Genomic DNA, 15,974 nt, shown 5'->3' with positions numbered 1-15,974 from the left:
TTCAACGAAGATCTTGCCGGCGAAGCGAGGAACACATGACGGAAGTCAAGCTCGACCACCCCGGTGGGCAGCTGTCGATGCCGGTGCAGTCCGCGGTCGAGGGCCCCGCCGGCATCAAGGTGGGCAACCTGCTCAAGGAAACCGGGATGACCACCTACGACCCCGGTTTCGTCAACACCGCGTCCTGCTCGTCCGCGATCACCTACATCGACGGTGATGCGGGCATCCTGCGGTACCGGGGCTACCCGATCGAGCAGCTGGCCGAGAAGTCCTCCTTCCTGGAGGTCTCCTACCTGCTGATCTACGGCGAGCTGCCCACCCAGGCGCAGCTGACCGAGTTCAGCGAGCGGATCCGGCGGCACTCGCTGCTGCACGAGGAGATGCGGCGGTTCTTCGACGGTTTCCCGCGTGACGCGCACCCGATGGCGGTGCTGTCCTCCGCGGTGAGTGCCATCTCCACCTTCTACCAGGACAGCCTGGACCCGTTCGACTCCGAGCACGTGGAGATGTCCACGGTGCGGCTGATGGCGAAGGTGCCCACCATCGCCTCGTACGCGTACAAGAAGTCGATCGGGCAGCCGCTGCTGTACCCGGACAACTCCCTCGGCTACGTCGAGAACTTCCTGCGGATGACCTTCGGCGTGCCCGCCGAGCCGTACGAGGTCGACCCGGTGATGGCCCGGGTGCTGGACATGCTCTTCATCCTGCACGCCGACCACGAGCAGAACTGCTCCACCTCGACCGTGCGCCTCGTCGGCTCCAGCAACGCCAACCTGTTCGCCTCGGTGTCGGCGGGCGTCAACGCGCTCTTCGGCCCGCTGCATGGCGGCGCCAACCAGGCCGTCCTGGAGATGCTTCAGAAGATCCAGGCCGACGGCAGCGACGTCCGCACCTTCGTCCGGAAGGTGAAGGACAAGCAGGACGGCGTGAAGCTGATGGGCTTCGGCCACCGGGTCTACAAGAACTACGACCCGCGTGCCGCGATCGTGAAGAAGGCCGCCCAGGACGTGCTGGGTCGGATGGCCAAGCCGGACCCGCTGCTGGACCTCGCGGTGCAGCTGGAGGAGATCGCGCTCGCCGACGACTTCTTCGTGTCCCGGCGGCTCTACCCGAACGTGGACTTCTACACCGGCCTGATCTACAAGGCCATGGGCTTCCCGACCAAGATGTTCACGGTGCTGTTCGCGCTGGGCCGGCTCCCCGGCTGGATCGCCCAGTGGCGCGAGATGATCAACGACCCGGAGACCAAGATCGGCCGCCCGCGGCAGATCTACACCGGCTACGCCGAGCGGGACTACGCCCCCGCCGACCAGCGCTGACCCCCGGTCTGACGACGAAGGCCGCCGACCCCGCGAGGGGTCGGCGGCCTTTTCGCGGTGTTCACCAGCTGATGCGGGCCGCCACCGGCCGGTGGTCGCCGCCGCTGGCCGGCAGCACCCAGGAGCTCTCCGGCTTCACGCCGCGGACCAGGATCTGGTCGATCCGCACCACCGGGAACGCCGCCGGCCAGGTGAAGCCGAAGCCGTTCCCGGCCTCGGCGTGGGCCGAGCGCAACTGCGAGGTGAGGCTGGCGAACATGCGGTCGTCCGTGGTGCCGTTCAGGTCGCCGAGCAGCACCACCCGCTCGTTCCGTTCGGCGGCGACGGCCTGCCCGAGCGCCTGTGCGTTTCTGTCCCGATGGACCGTGCCGAAGCCCGCCCTGGGATTCACCCGTACGGACCCCAGGTGGGCCACATACACCGCCAGCGGCCCCTGGTCCGTGGCCACCGTGGCGCGCAGTCCCCGGTTGTAGGCCAGCTTGACGTCGGCCGGCTTGGTGGCCGCCAGCGGCCCGGCGTCCATCTGGATGTCGACCGGCTGAGTGTCCGACAGCGGCAGCTTGCTCCACAGCCCGACCGTGCCCTGCACCGTGTGGTACGGGTAAGCGTTCGCCAGCTCCTTCTCGTACGTGCCCGTGGCCTGCGGGGTCAGCTCCACCAGGGCCAGCACGTCCGCACCGGAGGCGGCCAGGGCGCGGGCGGTGCCGGCCGGGTCGGGGTTGTCGGCGTGGACGTTCTGCTCGGCCACGGTGAGGTCGCCGCCCGGGCGGGACTTGTCGCCGAGCAGCCCGCCGAAGAGGTTCAGCCACACCACGGCCGGCAGCAGCAGCGCGGACACCGCGGAGGCGGAACGACGCCACAGCGCCGCGACCAGCAGCACGGGGATGAACAGGCCGAACCACGGCAGGAAGGTCTCCACCAGGCTGCCGAGGCTCCCGCGGTTGGTGATCCGCGCGTGCCCCAGCAGGATCAGGCCGAGCAGCAGCGCCAGCGCCGCGAGCACCGGGCCGCGCTGCCAGGGGCCCGGCCGGCAGGCGGCGCGGATGGCCCGGCGGACGCGCGCGCGCCAGGCCCCGGCGCCCGTACTGCCGGCGTCGCCCTGCCCGGTCTCCGCCGTGTCCACCTGCGTCATCGTCTGCCCTCGCTCACCGCCGGTCCCTGCTGCATCCTATGGTGATCAACGGATGGTCCGGGTGAGCTCTCTGATTCAGGGCATCTCCGGCCACTGCCCGAAGGTCCTGAACCGTCAGATCACGCCGCCTCTCCTTTCACCTCAGCCCGGCGGCGGCGAGGAGGTTGCCCTCGCCGATGGTGGGGAGGGAGCGGCCCTGGGTCATCCGCTGCTCGGCGCGGGCGGCGGTGAACGCCGGGTCGCCCGCGATGGCGGCGGCGTACGTGGCGGCGGTGCGGGACGCGATCGCGGCCCAGCCGTACTGCTCGTGGACCATGGCGCGGGCGCGGCGGGCGAGCGCCTGGGCGCGGTCCCGGTCCGACAGCAGCGCGTGCACCGCCTCGGTGAGCCCGTCCGGGTCCTGCGGCGCGAAGGTCATCCCGGTGACGCCGGGCTCGACGATCTCGGCCAGCCCGCCGGTCCGCGACACGGCCAGGGGCGCACCGGCCGCCGCCCCCTCCAGGGCGACCATGCCGAACGGCTCGTAGATGCTCGGCACCGCGAAGCAGTCGGAGGCGGCCATCACCGCGGGCAGGTCGGTGCCGCCGAGAAAGCCGGGCATGCTGACCGTGCCGCCCAGCCCGAGCCGGTGCACCTCGGCCTCCAGGGTCGCCTTGTACGGGCCGTCGCCGACCACCACCGCGCGCAGCCCGGGGTGCCGCTCCCGCAGCCGGGGGAGCCCGGCGAGCAGGTGCTGGACGCCCTTCTCGTAGACCAGCCGGCCGGCGAAGGTGACCAGCGGGCCGTCGCCGGCGAAGCGGGCCCGCGCGGCGGCGACCGCGGCCGCCGGCACCCGCCAGCGCTGCGGCTCGACCCCGTTCGGCACCACGTCCACCCGCGCGCCCGGCACGCCGAACAGCGCGGTCACCTCGTCGCGCATGTAGCCGGAGCAGACGATCACCCGGCCCGACTCGGCGGCCAGCCAGTGCTCGACGCCGTGGATGGTCCGGTTCATCTCCTCGGGCAGCCAACCCTGGTGCCGGCCCGCCTCGGTGGCGTGGATGGTGCTGACCAACGGGATGTCCAGGTGCTCGCGCAGGGTCATCGCGGTGTGCGCGACCAGCCAGTCGTGGGCGTGGATGACGTCGTACCCGCCGGACTCGGCGGCGCGCAGCGCGGCCCGGGTGAGGGTGTGGTTGAACGCCATGGTCCAGGCCAGCAGCGAGCTTGTGGCCAGCGGGAAGGTGACCGGGTCCTCGGCGGCGCGGACGATGCGCACGCCGTCGGCGTACTCCTCCAGAGGCGCGCCCTCGGCGTGGCGGGTGACGACGGTGACCTCGTGGCCGGCGGCGGCCAGGGCGACGGAGAGGGCGTGCACGTGGCGGCCGAGACCACCGACGAGCACCGGCGGGTACTCCCACGACAGCATGAGGATGCGCCGCGTCCGGGGCGGCACGCCGGGCTGCGCCGGGATGGTGGGGCGGGAGGTGAGGGTGGGGCGGTGGGTCCGGTCCGTCGCGGTGGCGGGCTGCTCGCCGACCCGCAGGATGGTCACATCAATCTCCGTCCATGCATGGTGGAACGCGCCGGCGACAGTGGCGGCGTGGGTGGCGCGGTGAGGGTGGCCGAGAGGCCGAGAGGACCCACGCGGGCGCGCGCGTCCACCAACAAGGAAACGGCATCCTGCGCCCACCCGCATCTCGAAAAGGGCGTTCGTGACGGAAGACACCCGAAGGGCCGGCCGTAATCAGGTGGGCGGATTCCGGTTACCGTCCGAATGGATGGATTGGCGACGCGTACGGCGGGGCATTACCGGCGTGCGCACCGGCGGTCCGTCCGTCCGGTGCGCTCATGATCATGGCCGAAGGAGCGACATGCAGGTCTGGCCGGGCGAGAGCTACCCCCTCGGCGCCACCTACGACGGGATGGGCACCAACTTCGCGATCTTCTCAGAGGTGGCGGACCGGATCGAGCTCTGCCTGTTCGACGAGTGGGACACCGGCGCCGAACTCCGGGTCGAGCTGCGCGAGGTCGACGCGTACGTCTGGCACGCCTACCTTCCCGGGATCGAGCCGGGCCAGCGCTACGGCTACCGGGTGCACGGGCCGTGGGACCCGGCCAACGGGCTGCGGTGCAACCCGCACAAGCTGCTGCTCGACCCGTACGCCAAGGCGGTCGACGGGGAGGTCACCTGGGACCCGGCCGTCTACGACTACGTGCTGGGCGACCCGGACCGGATGAACGAGGCCGACTCGGCGCGGTTCATGCCCAAGTCGGTGGTGGTGAACCCGTACTTCGACTGGGGCAACGACCGGCCGCCACGCACCCCGTACCACCACTCGGTGATCTACGAGGCGCACGTGCGCGGGCTGACCATGCGCCACCCCGACATCCCCGAGGAACTGCGCGGCACGTACGCGGCCATCGCCTCGCCCGTGATGATCGACTACTTCAGGCGGCTCGGGGTGACCGCGGTCGAGCTGATGCCGGTGCACGAGTTCGTGCACGACCACCGCCTGGCCGATCTCGGCCTGCGCAACTACTGGGGCTACAACACCATCGGCTTCTTCGCCCCGCACCACGGCTACTCCGCGCTCGGCCGCCTCGGCCAGCAGGTGCAGGAGTTCCGGGGCATGGTGAAGGCGCTGCACGCGGCCGGCATCGAGGTCATCCTCGACGTGGTCTACAACCACACCGCCGAGGGCAACCACCTCGGACCGTCGTTGAGCTTCAAGGGCATCGACACCCCCAGCTACTACCGGCTCTCGGAAGAGGATCGGCGCTACTTCGTCGACTACACCGGCACCGGCAACAGCCTCAACGTGCGCAGCCCGCACTCGCTCCAACTGATCATGGATTCGCTGCGGTACTGGGTCACCGAGATGCACGTGGACGGCTTCCGGTTCGACCTCGCCGCCACCCTGGCCCGGGAGTTCTACGAGGTGGACCGCCTCTCCACCTTCTTCGAGGTGGTGCAGCAGGACCCGGTGGTCGGCCGGGTGAAGCTGATCGCCGAACCGTGGGACGTCGGCCCGGGCGGCTACCAGGTCGGCAACTTCCCGCCGCAGTGGACCGAGTGGAACGGCAAGTACCGGGACACCGTCCGGGACTTCTGGCGCGGCGAGCCGGCCACGCTGGCCGAGTTCGCGTCCCGGATCTCCGGCTCCGCCGACCTCTACCAGGACGACGGCCGGCGCCCGTTCCACAGCATCAACTTCGTCACCTGCCACGACGGGTTCACGCTCCACGACCTGGTGTCGTACAACGACAAGCACAACGAGGCCAACGGCGAGGAGAACCGGGACGGCGAGAGCCACAACCGCTCGTGGAACTGCGGCGTCGAGGGGGAGACCGACGACCTCGCCGTGCTCGCCCTGCGCGCCCGGCAGCGGCGCAACTTCCTGGCCACCCTGATCCTCTCCCAGGGCGTGCCGATGCTCGGCCACGGCGACGAGCTGGGCCGCACCCAGCGCGGCAACAACAACGCCTACTGCCAGGACAGCGAGCTGGCCTGGGTCGACTGGGAACGGGCCGACGAGGAACTGGTCGCCTTCGTCCAGCGACTCACCGAGTTCCGCAAGCGGCACCGGGTGTTCCAGCGGCGCCGGTTCTTCACCGGGCTGCCGGTCGGCGGCCGGGCCGCCGGCACCGCCCTGCCCGACCTCGCCTGGTACACCCCGGACGGCCGGGAGATGACCGGGGAGGACTGGGGCAACGACTTCGGCCGCTCGGTGGCCCTGTTCGTCAACGGCGACGGCATCCCGGAACGCGGCCAGTACGGCCAGCGCCACCGGGACGACTCCTTCCTGCTGCTGTTCAACGCGCACGACGCGCCGCTGGACTTCACCCTGCCCGGGACGGAGTTCGGGCAGCGGTGGGAGCTGGTGATCAGCACCGCGGAACCGGAACCGGAGAAGAGCACGGTGGTCGAGGCGGGCGGGAGTGTCTGCGTACCCGACCGGTCGCTGCTGGTCCTGGAGAGGACGGCCTGACCGTGCCCGCCACCCCCCGGTCGACCTACCGGGTCCAGGTGCGGCCCGGCTTCGACCTGGACGCCACCGCCGGGCTCGCCGACTACCTGCACGACCTGGGCGTCACCCACCTCTACAGTGCGCCCCTGCTCACCGCCACCCCCGGCTCGCCGCACGGCTACGACGTGGTCGACCACCGGTCGGTCAACCCGGAACTGGGCGGCGAGGCCGGGCGGCAGCGCCTGGTCCGGGCGCTGCGCGCGGCCGGGCTCGGCCTGGTCGTGGACATCGTGCCGAACCACGCCGGCGTCGCCCGGCCGGCGGCCAACCCGGTCTGGTGGGACGTGCTGCGCCGGGGACGGGCCTCGGCGTACGCGGACTGGTTCGACATCGACTGGGACCGGGGCCGGCTGCTGCTGCCGGTGCTCGCCGACGCCCCCGACGCGCTCGACGATCTCAAGGTGGTCGACGGCGAGCTGCGCTACCACGAGCAGCGCTTCCCGATCGCCGACGGGACCGGCGCCGGCACCCCGCGCGAGGTGCACGACCGGCAGCACTACGAGCTGGTCAACTGGCGGCGCGGCGACACCGAGCTGACGTACCGTCGCTTCTTCGCCGTGTCGGACCTCGCCGGGCTGCGGGTGGAGGACCCGGCGGTCTTCCGCGCCACCCACGCCGAGATCCTGCGCTGGGCCGACGCCGGCGACCTGGCCGGCATCCGGGTCGACCACCCGGACGGGCTGCGCGACCCCGCCGGCTACCTGGCCCGGCTGCGCGCCGCCGCCCCGGACGTCTGGCTGGTGGTGGAGAAGATCCTGGAGTACGGCGAGGAGCTGCCGGACTGGCCGGTGGACGGCACCACCGGCTACGACGCCCTCGCGGCGGCCGGCGGGCTCTTCGTGGACCCGGACGCCGAGGCCGACTTCACCGCGCTGGATGCCCGGCTGACCGGCCGGCGCGCCTCATGGCCGGAGCTGACCCACCGGACCAAGCTCGAGGCCGCCACCCGGCTGCTCGCCGCCGAGCTGAGCCGGCTCGCCGCGCTGGTCCCGGAGCTGCCCGGCGAGCAGGCCCGGGCGGCCCTGGCCGAGTTGGCCGCCGCCTTCCCGGTCTACCGGGGCTACCCGCCCGAGGGCGCCCGGCACCTGGCCGCCGCCCGGGCCGAGGCGGGCCGCCGCCGCCCCGACCTGACCGCCACCCTGGACGCGGTCACCGCCCGGCTGCGCGACCCCGGCCACGAGCTGGCCGCCCGCTTCCCGCAGCTCACCGGCGCGGTGATGGCCAAGGGCGTGGAGGACACCGCGTACTACCGGTGGAGCCGGTTCGTCGCGCTCAACGAGGTCGGCGGCAGTCCCGCCCACTTCGGCGTGCCGCCGGCCGAGTTCCACCGCTTCGCCGTTGCCCGGCAGGTGCGCTGGCCGGCCAGCATGACGACCCTCTCCACCCACGACACCAAGCGCGGTGAGGACGTCCGGGCCCGGCTCGCGGTGCTGTCCGAACTGCCGCGGCGGTGGGCCGAGCGGGTGCAGGACTGGATGTCCCGCGTGCCGCTCGCCGATCCCGCCTTCGCCCACCTGCTCTGGCAGACCACCGTCGGCGCCTGGCCGATCGAACGGGAGCGGCTGCACGGGTACGCGGAGAAGGCCGCCCGGGAGGCGTCCGTGGCGACGAGCTGGGCCGACCCCGACCCGGCCTTCGAGCACGAACTGCACGGCCTGGTCGACCGGATGTACGACGACCCGGAGCTGCACGCCGAGATCACCGCGTTCGCCGCCGAGATCACCCCGGCCGGCTGGTCCAACTCCCTCGGGCAGAAGCTGGTGCAGCTCGCCATGCCCGGGGTGCCGGACACCTACCAGGGCACCGAGCTGTGGGAGAACTCGCTGGTCGACCCGGACAACCGCCGCCCGGTCGACTTCGCCGTACGCCGGGAACTGCTGGCCCGGCTCGACGCCGGCTGGCGGCCCGCGGTGGCCGCCGACGGCGCGGCCAAGCTGCTCGTGGTGTCCCGGACGCTGCGGCTGCGCCGCGACCACCCGGAGCTGTTCACCGGCTACCGGCCGGTGCCGGCGCACGGCCCGGCCGGCCCGCACGCGGTCGCCTTCGACCGGGGCGGCGCGATCGCGGTGGCGACCCGGCTGCCGCTGCGGCTGGCCCGCGCCGGCGGCTGGCGCGACACGGCCCTGTCACTTCCCGTTCATCGGGTGACTGACTTGTTCACCGGCCGGGTCTACAGTGGGTCTGAGCTGCTCCTTCATGATCTGTTGAGCACCTATCCCGTCGCCCTGCTGGCTCCCACCGACTCCGTGGAGGCTGCCCGATGACCGAGTTCAGGGTGTGGGCGCCCGAAGCCGCCCGGGTTCGGCTGCGCCTGACCGGCGTCGCCGACCACGACATGCGTCCCGGCCGGGGCGGCTGGTGGCGGGTCGAGGTGCCCGGCGCCGGACCGGGCACCGACTACGCGTTCCTCCTCGACGACGACGAGCGGGCCCTGCCCGACCCCCGGTCGGCCTGGCAGCCGGCCGGCGTGCACGGGCCGAGCCGGCGCTACGACCACAGCGCCTTCCGCTGGACCGACCACGGCTGGACCGGCCGGCAGCTGCCCGGCAGCGTCCTCTACGAACTGCACGTCGGCACCTTCACCCCGGAGGGCACCTTCGACGCGGCCATCGGCCGCCTCGACCACCTGGTCGAGCTCGGCGTCGACCTGATCGAGCTGCTGCCGGTCAACGCCTTCAACGGCGAGCACAACTGGGGCTACGACGGGGTCTGCTGGTACGCCCCGCACCAGCCGTACGGCGGGCCGGACGGGCTCAAGCGCCTCGTCGACGCCGCCCACGCCAAGGGGCTGGGGGTGATCCTCGACGTCGTCTACAACCATTTCGGGCCCTCCGGGGCCTACGCGCCGATGTTCGCGCCGTACCTCGCCGAGCAGAGCAACCCGTGGGGCCGCACGGTCAACCTGGACGGCCCGCACTCCGACGGCGTACGCCGCTACATCGTCGACAGCGTGCTGATGTGGCTGCGCGACTACCACGTCGACGGGCTGCGGCTGGACGCCGTGCACGCCATGCCGGACTCCCGGGCCACCCACCTGCTGGAGGAGATCGCCGTCGAGGTCGAGGCGCTCTCCACCCACCTCGGGCGACCGCTGTCGCTGATCGCCGAGTCGGACCTCAACGACCCCCGGCTGATCACCCCCCGCGAGGCCGGCGGGTACGGCCTGCACGCGCAGTGGAACGACGACGCCCACCACGCGCTGCACACCCTGCTCACCGGGGAACGGCAGGGCTACTACGGCGACTTCGGCTCCCTCGAATGCCTGACCGACGTGCTGACCGGTGCGTTCTTCCACGCCGGCACCTGGTCCGGCTTCCGCAACCGCAGCCACGGCCGCCCGGTGGACCGGCAGCGGACGCCCGGGCACCGGTTCGTGGCGTACCTGCAGAACCACGACCAGATCGGCAACCGGGCCACCGGTGACCGGATCTCCGCCACCCTCTCGACCGGGCTGCTGCGGGTCGGCGCCACCCTGCTGATGACCGCGCCGTTCACCCCGATGCTGTTCATGGGGGAGGAGTGGGCGGCCAGCACCCCCTGGCAGTTCTTCACCAGCCACCCCGAGCCGGAGCTGGCCACTGCGGTGGTGGCCGGGCGGAAGCGGGAGTTCGGGGCGCACGGCTGGCCACCGGGGGAGGTGCCCGACCCGCAGGACCCGCAGACCTTCGTCCGCTCCCGGCTCGACTGGGCCGAGCTGGACAAGCCCGAGCACCGGGAGATGTACGACTTCTACCGCCGGCTGATCGCCCTGCGCAAACGCCGTCCCGACCTGTCCGACCCCCGGCTCGACCACGTCGACGTGCGGCACGGCGACCAGTTCCTGTTGATGCGCCGGGGCGAGTGCCTCGTGGTGGCCAACCTGGCCGGCAAGCCGCAGCGGATCAACCTGCCCGGCGTGGTGCGCAACGTGCTGCTGGCCACCGAGAGCGGGGTGACCGTGATGCGCGACGGCCTCGAACTGCCGGCCGAGTCGGCCGCGATCGTGGCGCTCTGACCTGCCCGGCCTTTCCGGGTACGCGCGGGCCTCCGCCGGCGACCGACCGCCTCAGGGCAGCGGCCACTCGTGGACCGGGCGGTTGCTGTGCATCAGGTCGACGTAGTGGCGGACCACCTCGCGCAGCGCCTCCGGCCGGTCCAGGTGGTCGGCCTGTTCGAGCCGGTGCAGGGTCTCCACCTGCCAGGTGGCGCCGTTGCGCCCGGTCAGGCAGCGCTGCTCGACGATCCCGAGCAGCCGGTCCCGCTCGCCCGGGTCGAGACCCCACCGGTCCAGCCCGTGGTACGCCAGCGGCAGCAGCCGGCGCAGCACCAGCTCGGTCACCGGCAGGTAGCCCAGCCCGGGCCAGAACACCTGGGCGTCGATGCCGTGCCGGGCGCAGGTGTTGAAGTTCTCCTCGGCGGCGCTGAACGACATCTGCGACCACAGCGGCCGGTCCGACTCGGCGAGCGCGCGGACCAGGCCGAAGTAGAACGCGCCGTTGGCGACCGTGTCGACCACGGTCGGACCGGCCGGCAGCACCCGGTTCTCCACCCGCAGGTGCGGGCGCCCCTTCAGCACGTCGTACACCGGGCGGTTCCACCGGTAGATGGTGCCGTTGTGCAACCGCAGCTCGGCGAGCTGCGGCACCCCGCCGCCGGCCAGGGCCTGCGCCGGGTCCTCCGGGTCGCAGACCGGCAGCAGGGCCGGGAAGTAACGCACGTTCTCCTCGAACAGGTCGAAGACGCTGGTGATCCAGCGTTCGCCGAACCAGACCCGGGGGCGTACTCCCTGAGCCTTGATCTCCTCGGAGCGGGTGTCGGTGGCCTGCTGGAACAGCGGCACCCGGGTCTCCCGCCACAGCTCCCGGCCGAAGAAGAGCGGCGAGTTCGCGCCGAGCGCGACCTGGACGCCGGCGATGGCCTGGGCGGCGTTCCAGTGGTCGGCGAACTGCGCCGGGCTGACCTGGAGGTGGAACTGGGTGCTGGTGCAGGCGGCCTCGGGGGTGATGGTGTCGGCGGTGGTGGCCAGCCGTTCCACCCCGCTGATCGAGATCGGCAGATCCTCGCCCCGGGCGGCGAAGATCTGCTCGTTCAGCAGGGCGTAGCGGGAGTTGGCCGAGAGGGTGGCGGCGGTCAGGTGCTCGGGTCGCAGGGTGGGGAGGATGCCGATCATCACCATGTGCGCGCCGATCGTGCGGGCCTTCTCCTCGGCCGCGTTGAGGCTGGCCCGGACGTGCTCCTCGAACTGGGCGGTGCCCTTGCCGGCGAGCCGGCGCGGCGCCACGTTGATCTCCACGTTGAACTGGCCCAGCTCGGTCTGGAAGCTCGGGTCGGACACCGCCGCGAGCACGTCCGAGTTGCGCATCGCCGGCTGCGCGTCGTCGTCGACCAGGTTGAGTTCGATCTCCAGCCCGGTCATCGGCCGTTCCACGTCGAAGCGCGACTCGCGCAGCATCTCCGCGAAGACGTCCAGGCAGCGCCGCACCTTCTCCCGGTAGCGGGCCCGGTCCTCCCGGCTGAAGGTCCGCGCGCCGACGTCCTCGCCCATGGTCACCGCCCTGTCACCGCTGGTTCCCCTAACCTCGCACGTGGCGGCGGGGGAGGGAAGGCCCGATGGACCTTTATCTACCCACTGATGACCGCGGTGATCCCCGCACTCTCAGGTGAGCGCCGAGCAGGCGGTGACGCCCAGGACCAGCAGGCCGCCCAGCACCGCCTGGAGCAGCAGCGGCGGGCCCAGGTGGGACCAGACCGTCGCGGTACGCGGCGTCAACAACTGCCCCGTGGTCAGGTTGACGATCCGCTCGATCCGGGGCGGCAGGTCCGCGTCGCGCTGTGGGCGCAGGGTGAGCTGCACGTGGTCGCCGGGGTGCAGGGCGCTCTGCGGCAGGTGGCCGTGCAGCTCCACCTCCAGCAGCCGGTGCGCGGCGTCCCGCACCCGGACCGGGGTGACCAGGAACTCGGGGCCCTTCTTGAGCTCCTTGAAGCTGCGCCGGGCGGCCCCGCCGCCGCTGCTGAACAGCGCGCGGACCACCCGCATCAGCAGGCCCGCCACGCCGGCCGCGGTGAGTACCGCGACCAGGACCGGCTGGCCGACCCGCACCTCGCGGGCGTACCCGTCCATCAACCGGACCAGCCGTCCGGTGACGACGCGTTCCGTCGGCAGGACGACGCGCCGGGTGTGCAGCTCCGTGTCCATGTTCACCACCCAGAGTCCCGTTCCGTTCACTGATGGTATCGACCATTCGGGTTGAACGACGTGAATGAACGACGGTCACGCGCCGGACCCGCCAGGTGACATCCCGGGTGGCGCGGGTATGCGTGCGGCCGAGCTGGAAAGGGGTCGAGCATGCAGCTGTCCTTCCTGCGCCCGCTCTACGACCGGCCCGGGCCGTGGTGCTCGGTGTACATGGACGCCTCCCGGGACACCCACGACTCGCGTCCCGCGGTCGACCTGCGCTGGCGCGCGCTCAAGGGGCGCCTGTTGGAGCAGGGCGCCGACCAGGTGACCGTCGAGGCGGTCGAGGAGGTGGTCCGGCGGCACGACCCGATGCCCGGGGACTACGGCATCGCCGTCTTCGCCACCCGCGGCCGGGTGGTGCTGACCGAGTACCTCTCCGCGCCGCCGCTGCGCGACCTGGCGACCTGGTCCGCCCTGCCGCACACGATGCCGCTGGTGGCCCAGCGCGGCGAGCAGATCGCCTGGGTGCGGGTGCTGGCCGACCGGATCGGGGCGGACGCCATCGCGGTCAGCGCCGGCGGGGTGCCCCGGAAGGCGCACGTCGTCGGCCGGGAGAGCTATCAGCTACACCAGGTCAAGCCGGGCGGATGGTCCCAGTCCCGCTACCAGCGTGCGGCGATGGAGGCCTGGCACCACAACGCCGGCGACGCCGCCGCGGCCACCGCCGAGCTGGCCGACAAGGTCGGCGCGGACGTGGTGGTGGTGGCCGGGGACATCCGGGCCACCGGGATGATCGCCGCCCAGCTTCCCGAGCGCCTGCAGGACATGCTGGTGCGGACGGACGCCGGCTCCCGCAGCCGGGGCGCCGACCCGATGTTGATGGACGACGTCACCGTGCAGACCATCGCCGAGATCGCCGACCAGCGGATCAGCACCGCGCTGGACCGGTTCGGCGTGCAGGAGGACGTCGGGGCCGGCCTGGACGCGGTGGTCTCCGCCCTGCAACGCAACCAGGTCGACACCATGCTGATCGTCGACGACCCGTCCGCCGACGGGGAGCTCTGGGTCGGCCCCGAGCCGACCGAGATCGCCACCGACCCACGGCAGCTGGAGGCCATGTCGGTGGCCGACCCGCAGCGGGTCCGCGCCGACGCCGCGTTGCTGCGCGCGCTGGTCGGCACCGACGCCGAGCTCACCGTGCTCGCGCCCGAGGAGGCGCCGGAGCTGACCGACGGGGTGGGCGCGGTCCTCCGCTACGTCGACGCGGGCACGCCCGGGCGGGGCAATGGCTGACCGTACGGTGGCGGACCTGGTCGTCGAGCGGCTGCGCGCCTGGCGGGTGCCCCGGGCGTTCGGCTACCCGGGGGCGGCGATCGCCCCCCTGGTGGCCGCGCTGGACGGCGCCGGCGGAGACCCGGAGTTCATCCCCGCCCGGCACGAGGAGACCGCCGCGTTCATGGCCACCGGTCACGCCAAGTTCACCGGCGAGATCGGGGTCTGCCTGGCCACCCAGGGGCCCAGCGCGGTGCACCTGCTGAACGGGCTCTACGACGCCAAGCTGGACAGCAAGCCGGTGGTGGCGATCGTGGGGGAGGACGTCACCGGGCCGCTCGGCGGCGCGCACGAGGAGATCGGGCTGAGCCGGCTCTTCGGTGACGTCTGCAACCAGTTCGTCCGGTACGGGCGGGCGCCCGGCCAGGTGCCGGCCCTGCTCGACCAGGCGTTCCGCACCGCGGCGGCGACCCGCAGCCCGACCTGTGTGGTGCTGCCGCACGCGTTGCAGGTGTCGGCCGTGCCGGACCTGCCACCGCAGACCGCCGGCGTGCTCTCGGCGACCCCGGGTGAGCCGCTGGCCCGGGTGCTGCCCCACGAGGGTGACCTGGCCGCGGCGGCCTCGCTGCTCAGCACCGGGCAGCGGGTGGCGATCCTGGTCGGCCAGGGGGCGCACGGCGCGGCGGACGAGATCGTGGCGCTGGCCGACCGGCTCGGCGCGGGCGTGGCCACGTCGCTGCTGGGCAAACCGGTGCTGGACGAGCGGCTGCCGTTCCACACCGGCGTGCTCGGCGAGGTCGGCACCACCGCCGCCGCCCAGCTCATGGGGGGCTGCGACACCCTGCTGCTGGTCGGCACCAACGACCCGTGGACCGACTGGTTCCCGATGCCCGGCCAGGTCCGGACCATCCAGATCGACATCGACGGCCGGCGGATCGGCACCCGCTACCCAGTCGACGTGCCGCTGGTCGGCGACGCGGCCGAGACGCTGCGGGCGTTGCTCGGCCGGGTGCCGGACCGCCCCAACGAGCAGTGGCGGAGCGTGGTCGAGAACTCGGTCGACCGCTGGCGGGAGGCCGCCGCGCAGCGGGCCGCCGCGCCGGCCGAGCCGGTGAACCCGCAGCTCGTGCTGCACGAACTCGCGCCCCGGATGCCGGAGCGGGGAGCCGTCGCGGTGGACGTCGGCTCGGTCATCTACTGGTACGCCCGGCACCTGCAGCTGCCGCCGGGCGTCCGCGCGCAGCTCTGCGGCACGCTCGGCTCGATGGGCTGCGCCCTGCCGTACGCGGTGGCCGCCAAGCTCGCCCGCCCCGACGAGCCGGTGATCGCGCTGCTCGGCGACGGGGCGATGCAGCTCAACGGCCTGGCCGAGCTGATCACCGTGGCGCACCACTGGCAGCAGTGGCGGGATCCCCGGCTGGTGGTGCTGGTGCTGAACAACCGCGACCACTCGGGGATGGGCGGCGGACGGCAGCCGACCGCGATCACCGACCGGCGCCCCGACGTGCCGTACGCCGGTTGGGCCCGGCTGCTCGGCCTGCACGGCGTCCGGGTGGACCGCCCGGACCTGGTCGGCGCGGCGTGGGACGAGGTGCTCGCCGTCGACCGGCCCAGCGTGCTGGAGATGGTGGTCGACCCCACGGTGGCGCTGGACCCGCCGGAACCGGCCCTGGCCGACCTGCGCGGCCTCTTCGCCGACGGCGACGCCGCCCGCCGGGTACGGGAGCAGGTGCTGGATCGGACGGCCGTGGAGGCCGAGGACCTGGTCTGACCCGGCTTCCTCTGTAGGAGCCTGTCCGGTCGCTACGAACTTGATGACCCGGACGATTCAGCCGGACGCGGTGCCGGCCCACCCGTTCGCCGCGGTCGGGTGAATCGCGCACGTCGTCAGGTTCGTGGCGTCTGTCGACCACCCACCGGCCTCGGCCGCCCCGGCTCGCCTGCTCGCCCCGGCGATCAGGCGAGCCGCCCCTCGCCGCTCTGCCGGCCGCCCGGCCCGGTACGGCCGGAACCCGGCCCGGCACTCCCGTTGCGGCCTCGGACGGCCGGCCACGGCGAGTCGACGCGCCTGGGTGCGGTGCGTG

10 protein-coding genes are annotated in these 15,974 nt (G+C 72.7%); 6 read left to right on the top strand and 4 right to left on the bottom strand.

The annotated features are described in order from the left end of the window. Positions 1 to 35: 35 nt before the first annotated feature. Positions 36 to 1,319 (top strand): citrate synthase, encoded by a 1,284-nt coding sequence (locus ACGFI9_RS11785; protein WP_393177739.1) that lies wholly within the window; start codon positions 36 to 38, stop codon positions 1,317 to 1,319. A gap of 61 nt (positions 1,320 to 1,380) precedes the next feature. Here the strand turns inward: ACGFI9_RS11785 and ACGFI9_RS11780 are convergent, their stop codons facing one another. Both ACGFI9_RS11780 and ACGFI9_RS11775 read right to left on the bottom strand, forming a co-directional pair. Continuing rightward, a complete protein-coding gene (locus ACGFI9_RS11780) occupies positions 1,381 to 2,451 on the bottom strand; it encodes an endonuclease/exonuclease/phosphatase family protein (RefSeq protein WP_393177737.1) in 1,071 nt (356 codons plus the stop codon). A gap of 136 nt (positions 2,452 to 2,587) precedes the next feature. Then, positions 2,588 to 3,985, bottom strand: a complete 1,398-nt coding sequence (locus tag ACGFI9_RS11775; protein ID WP_393177735.1) for a glycosyltransferase family 4 protein — start codon at positions 3,983 to 3,985, stop codon at positions 2,588 to 2,590. 319 nt (positions 3,986 to 4,304) lie between these two features. Here ACGFI9_RS11775 and glgX point away from each other — a divergent pair, with 319 nt between their 5' ends. The 3 genes from glgX to treZ are packed head-to-tail and all read left to right on the top strand — an operon-like array spanning position 4,305 to position 10,455. After that, positions 4,305 to 6,422 (top strand): glycogen debranching protein GlgX, encoded by a 2,118-nt coding sequence (gene glgX, locus ACGFI9_RS11770; RefSeq protein WP_393177733.1) that lies wholly within the window; start codon positions 4,305 to 4,307, stop codon positions 6,420 to 6,422. A gap of 2 nt (positions 6,423 to 6,424) precedes the next feature. Then, a complete protein-coding gene (gene treY / locus ACGFI9_RS11765; protein WP_393177731.1) occupies positions 6,425 to 8,725 on the top strand; it encodes a malto-oligosyltrehalose synthase in 2,301 nt (766 codons plus the stop codon). Further along, positions 8,722 to 10,455 (top strand): malto-oligosyltrehalose trehalohydrolase, encoded by a 1,734-nt coding sequence (treZ, locus tag ACGFI9_RS11760; RefSeq protein ID WP_393177729.1) that lies wholly within the window; start codon positions 8,722 to 8,724, stop codon positions 10,453 to 10,455. Before treY ends, treZ begins: the two co-directional genes overlap by 4 nt. 51 nt (positions 10,456 to 10,506) lie before the next feature. Here the strand turns inward: treZ and ACGFI9_RS11755 are convergent, their stop codons facing one another. Both ACGFI9_RS11755 and ACGFI9_RS11750 read right to left on the bottom strand, forming a co-directional pair. Continuing rightward, complete coding sequence (locus ACGFI9_RS11755; protein WP_393177727.1) at positions 10,507 to 11,985, bottom strand: glutamate--cysteine ligase; 1,479 nt, start codon at positions 11,983 to 11,985, stop codon at positions 10,507 to 10,509. 111 nt (positions 11,986 to 12,096) lie between these two features. Next, positions 12,097 to 12,645, bottom strand: a complete 549-nt coding sequence (locus ACGFI9_RS11750) for a hypothetical protein (protein WP_393177889.1) — start codon at positions 12,643 to 12,645, stop codon at positions 12,097 to 12,099. A gap of 141 nt (positions 12,646 to 12,786) precedes the next feature. Here ACGFI9_RS11750 and ACGFI9_RS11745 point away from each other — a divergent pair, with 141 nt between their 5' ends. Both ACGFI9_RS11745 and ACGFI9_RS11740 read left to right on the top strand, forming a co-directional pair. Then, positions 12,787 to 13,911 carry a Vms1/Ankzf1 family peptidyl-tRNA hydrolase gene (locus ACGFI9_RS11745; protein ID WP_393177725.1) on the top strand — a complete coding sequence of 375 codons (1,125 nt, stop codon included), beginning with the start codon at positions 12,787 to 12,789 and terminating at the stop codon, positions 13,909 to 13,911. After that, positions 13,904 to 15,661 carry a thiamine pyrophosphate-binding protein gene (locus ACGFI9_RS11740; RefSeq protein ID WP_393177723.1) on the top strand — a complete coding sequence of 586 codons (1,758 nt, stop codon included), beginning with the start codon at positions 13,904 to 13,906 and terminating at the stop codon, positions 15,659 to 15,661. Before ACGFI9_RS11745 ends, ACGFI9_RS11740 begins: the two co-directional genes overlap by 8 nt. Positions 15,662 to 15,974: the final 313 nt, after the last annotated feature.

The organism is Micromonospora sp. NPDC048930, assembly GCF_043197935.1.
Taxonomy (GTDB): Bacteria; Actinomycetota; Actinomycetes; order Mycobacteriales; family Micromonosporaceae; genus Micromonospora.
The sequence above is the reverse complement of the archived record's forward strand: the minus strand, read 5'-3'. Positions and strand labels throughout refer to the sequence as shown.

Coding starts and splice junctions, on each gene's coding strand:
- treZ (WP_393177729.1), top strand. CDS start 8,722: ATGACCGAGTTCAGGGTGTGGGCGCCCGAAGCCGCCCGGGTTCGGCTG.
- ACGFI9_RS11780 (WP_393177737.1), bottom strand. CDS start 2,451: ATGACGCAGGTGGACACGGCGGAGACCGGGCAGGGCGACGCCGGCAGT.
- ACGFI9_RS11740 (WP_393177723.1), top strand. CDS start 13,904: ATGGCTGACCGTACGGTGGCGGACCTGGTCGTCGAGCGGCTGCGCGCC.
- ACGFI9_RS11755 (WP_393177727.1), bottom strand. CDS start 11,985: ATGGGCGAGGACGTCGGCGCGCGGACCTTCAGCCGGGAGGACCGGGCC.
- ACGFI9_RS11745 (WP_393177725.1), top strand. CDS start 12,787: ATGCAGCTGTCCTTCCTGCGCCCGCTCTACGACCGGCCCGGGCCGTGG.
- ACGFI9_RS11785 (WP_393177739.1), top strand. CDS start 36: ATGACGGAAGTCAAGCTCGACCACCCCGGTGGGCAGCTGTCGATGCCG.
- glgX (WP_393177733.1), top strand. CDS start 4,305: ATGCAGGTCTGGCCGGGCGAGAGCTACCCCCTCGGCGCCACCTACGAC.